This is a genomic window from Microbacterium sp. ISL-103 (assembly GCF_018613995.1).
GTDB lineage: Bacteria > Actinomycetota > Actinomycetes > Actinomycetales > Microbacteriaceae > Microbacterium.
Genome location: NZ_JAGGPD010000199.1, coordinates 1 through 3,664 on the forward strand (window position 1 = coordinate 1; position 3,664 = coordinate 3,664).

General features: G+C 64.8%; 3 protein-coding genes. All 3 read left to right on the forward strand.

Annotated elements, in window-relative coordinates; all coding sequences use genetic code 11:
* Positions 1–417: 417 nt before the first annotated feature.
* Genes J7E68_RS08270 through J7E68_RS08280 form a run of 3 tightly spaced genes read left to right on the forward strand, consistent with a single transcriptional unit; the run spans position 418 to position 3,467 of the window.
* Positions 418–1,698, forward strand: a complete 1,281-nt coding sequence (locus J7E68_RS08270) for a peptidoglycan-binding domain-containing protein (RefSeq protein WP_251048783.1) — start codon at positions 418–420, stop codon at positions 1,696–1,698.
* A 45-nt stretch (positions 1,699–1,743) separates the two neighbouring features.
* Positions 1,744–2,376 (forward strand): ABC transporter ATP-binding protein, encoded by a 633-nt coding sequence (locus J7E68_RS08275; RefSeq protein WP_215171616.1) that lies wholly within the window; start codon positions 1,744–1,746, stop codon positions 2,374–2,376.
* A 56-nt stretch (positions 2,377–2,432) separates the two neighbouring features.
* Complete coding sequence (locus J7E68_RS08280; protein ID WP_251048784.1) at positions 2,433–3,467, forward strand: FtsX-like permease family protein; 1,035 nt, start codon at positions 2,433–2,435, stop codon at positions 3,465–3,467.
* Positions 3,468–3,664: the final 197 nt, after the last annotated feature.

Here is a 3,664-nt window from a genome sequence, read left to right on the forward strand (position 1 = left end):
GTGTGCCTCGTTCTCCGCACCTTCGGGTGAGGAGAACGAGGCACACGCTGCAAGGAGCGATACCAGCATGGCGGTCACAGCCAGTGATGCGACCACGGACGCGGCCGACATTGGCTCGCGGGAGTACCTCAAGGCGATCAGACCTCGCACCAATAGCTCTTGTTGGAACCCTCCAACGTGTACCGGTCGTAGTGGTATCCCGCAGATGTCGTGTAATTACCCCCCTCCCACTTCGTGTAGGTCACAGAGCCCGAACCACCCACTTTTTCGTGCCGGTGACTGTTCGGCTGACTGGCGTTCGGAGCGGTATAGGAGAAGGTCGTGAGGAACTTGACCGATCCGCAGTTCACTGTCCCGTCCGCGGCAGATGCCGCTGAACCGCCCGTCAGCAAGCCGACCCCCAGCGCAAGCACTCCGATGCTGCCGATCACGAACTGCCGAACCTTGCTCTTCATCGATTCATCCATGACGCCTCCTTGTGTCGTATTCGGAGGACGCAAAGTACCAACATCAATGGATGCCGCGAATATATCGATCCGTCACCTGTGGATAACCGATCAGCAGGTTCTCGCCGCACTACTTTGTCAGGTACGAGCACCAGAGGAGAACACGATGATGGCACGCCTTGCGCGCCCCACACGCGGCACTCTGGGTGCGATCGTGTTCGCGCTGGCCCTCGGTGCGGCCACGACCTGGGCGGCCATGACAGTCTTACGTCCGCCGGAGGACCCTTCTCTCTCCGCGCCGTTCACATACGTCGCTGCAGCGGAAGGCACTGTGCGCGCGGACATCATGTTGAACGCGTTGGCGGAGTGGCAGCCTGTGCCGGTCGGAGTGAACCGTGCCCAAGGCGTGGTGACCACCATTGCCGTCGCGCCGGGCGATGAGGTCGCACAGGGTTCGCTCCTCTATTCAGTCGGCATGCGCCCGGTCGTCGTGGCCCAGGGAATGGTTCCTGCGTTCCGCCCGATCGGCGAGGGCGACGAGGGATCCGATGTCGCGCAGCTGCAGCAGTTGCTCGCCGACCTCGGTTTCTACGGCGGAGAGGTAGACGGTGAAGCGGGACCGGCAACGGCCGCCGCGATCAAGTCATGGCAGATGACGCTCGAAGTGAAGCAGACAGGGCGAGTGGCCATGGGCGACCTGATATTCGTGCCTGAGCTCCCGACGAGAATCACGCTCGACGCTGACGAGGTGTTCCGCGGTGCGACGCTCACCGGCGGCGAGTCGGTGCTGCGCGGCCTCCCTGCATCGCCGGTGTTCACCGTGCCCGTGACGGAAGCGCAAGCAGCGATGATTCCATCTGGCACTCGGGTGGAGATCACTAGCCCGAGCGGAGACATCTGGGATGCCGTCGCGACAGATCAGGTTCGGGACTCGGAATTGCAGACGGTGGCCGTGGGGCTGACGGGCGCACACGGCCCCGTCCTGTGCGATGACGCATGCGGGCAGGTACCGGTGACCGGTGTTTCGCGTCTGTCATCACAGATCGTCACGGTGGAGCCGGTCACCGGCCTCGTGATACCGTCTGCCGCTTTGATCACTGCCGCCGACGGCCAGACCGCGGTCGTCGACGAAGATGGCGAACGCGTTCCCGTCACGGTGGTCACGTCCGCGCGAGGAAGGTCGAGCATCGAAGGAGTGGCAGCAGGGGCCCGGCTTCGAGTGCCGGCAGGCGAGACAGGACCCTCAGAATGACCGCTACCCCGCCCCCGCCCTCGCAACCTCTACGGCGCCGCGCTGATGTTGTCAGCACGTGACGTGGTGTTCGAATACCTGCCGGGCTCGCGTGTACTCGACGGCTGGTCGGCGGACTTTCCCGCAGGTGCGATGACGGCTCTCACTGGATCGTCCGGGCGCGGAAAGTCGACGCTGCTCTACCTGCTGGGGCTCATGCTCCGTCCCACAGACGGCGAGATCGCCGTGTGTGGGACTTCCACGTCATCTCTGCGTGACACCGCTCGCGCCAGATTGAGAGCATCGACGTTCGGGTTCGTCTTCCAAGACGCTGCGCTCGACGAAACCCGCACAGTGTTCGACAACGTCGCTGAGACCGCTCTCTATCGCGGCCAGTCTCGGAGCTCGGTAGCGAACCGAGTACTCGCGCTGCTGGACGAGTTCGGAGTCGACGTACCTGCCGATCGGAAGCCGGGCCAGGTCTCCGGCGGACAGGCCCAGCGGATCGCACTGTGCCGTGCGCTCCTGCACCACCCTCGGATACTTCTCGCAGACGAGCCGACCGGCAACCTCGACCCCGCAACCAGGGATCTCGTCATAGGCGCGCTGCGTGCGCATGCAAGCGCAGGCTCCGCCGTGATCGTCGTCACGCACGCCCCCGAAGTGGCCAAGGCATGCGACCGGGAGATCGGCCTATGATCCGCCCAGTACTGCGCGAAGCCTGCGCATCGGCCCGGTCGCAACCTGTGGCGTCGATGGTCACCGTGCTCATGGTCGCAGGAATGATCCTCGCAGTCATGCTCACCACGGGTCGCACAGTTGCCGCCGAGCACCAGGTGCTGGGCACCATCGACGCTGCTGGCACGCGATCCGTTCTGATACGTGCCGAGGACAGCGCAGGAGTGACTGCCGACGTGCTCGAGCGGATTCGCGGCATCACCGGCATCGAGTGGGCTGGCGCATTTTCGTCTGCAGTGGACGCCACGAACGGTGCCGTCCTGGACGGGACCCGAGTGCCGGTCCGATATGCGTACGGCGATCAGCTCGCCGGTCTCGGCATGCCCGAAGGTTCGCCTTTGTCTGGCGAGCTGGCCTACGCATCGGCGACCGCGCTGGAACAGTTCGGACTCCCCGACATCGCTGGGTCGATCACGCTCACCACCGGCGCCTCTTACGCTGTCGCCGGCAGGATCACGACGCCCGACTATCTGGCAGCATTCGAGCCGCTCGTCCTCATCCCGCAGCCGGAGGCCGATGGCTCTGAACGCATCAACGTCCTCGTCGTCATCGCGGAACGACCCGATCTCGTTGCCCCTGTCAGCGCGGCCGTCTCCTCGGTCCTCGCCGCGGACGATCCGAGCAAGGTGACCGTGCAGACCAGCGAGGCCCTGGCCCACCTTCGCTCGCTCATCCGAGGTCAGCTCGGCACGTTCTCGAGGGGGCTCGTTCTCGCACTGCTCTCCATAACCGGAGCGCTCGTCGCGGTCCTGCTCTACAGTCTCGTCATGATGCGCCGCAGAGACTTCGGACGCCGTCGCGCCCTAGGTGCAAGTCGCGGGCTGATCATCGGTCTGCTTCTCATGCAGACGGGCGTCCTCGCCCTCACCGGGATCGCACTCGGGACGATCACCGCAACAGCGGTCTCCATCGCCTCTCGCAGCCCTGTTCCGGGCATCTCCTTCACTTTCTCGCTCGCGCTTCTCGCGCTCACGACCACGCTCGCGTCTGCGTTCATTCCCGCAGTTGTCGCCAGCCGACGTGATCCCATCCGCGAACTACGGGTGCCCTGAGGAGAGGGCAGCATCGCTCGGCGCGGCCGACGGTAGATGCTCTGGCCCGCGACAGTTCTTGAGCCGGGGGTATGCGGTGCTGCAGCCGCGCACTGGCCGGATACGCAAAAACCCCCGGGAATCCCGGGGGTTTTCATTCTGTAGCAGGAGCGGGGCTTGAACCCGCCACCTCACGATTATGAGTCGTGCGCTCTGAC

Coding starts and splice junctions, on each gene's coding strand:
- J7E68_RS08270 (WP_251048783.1), top strand. CDS start 418: ATGCTGCCGATCACGAACTGCCGAACCTTGCTCTTCATCGATTCATCC.
- J7E68_RS08275 (WP_215171616.1), top strand. CDS start 1,744: ATGTTGTCAGCACGTGACGTGGTGTTCGAATACCTGCCGGGCTCGCGT.
- J7E68_RS08280 (WP_251048784.1), top strand. CDS start 2,433: ATGGTCACCGTGCTCATGGTCGCAGGAATGATCCTCGCAGTCATGCTC.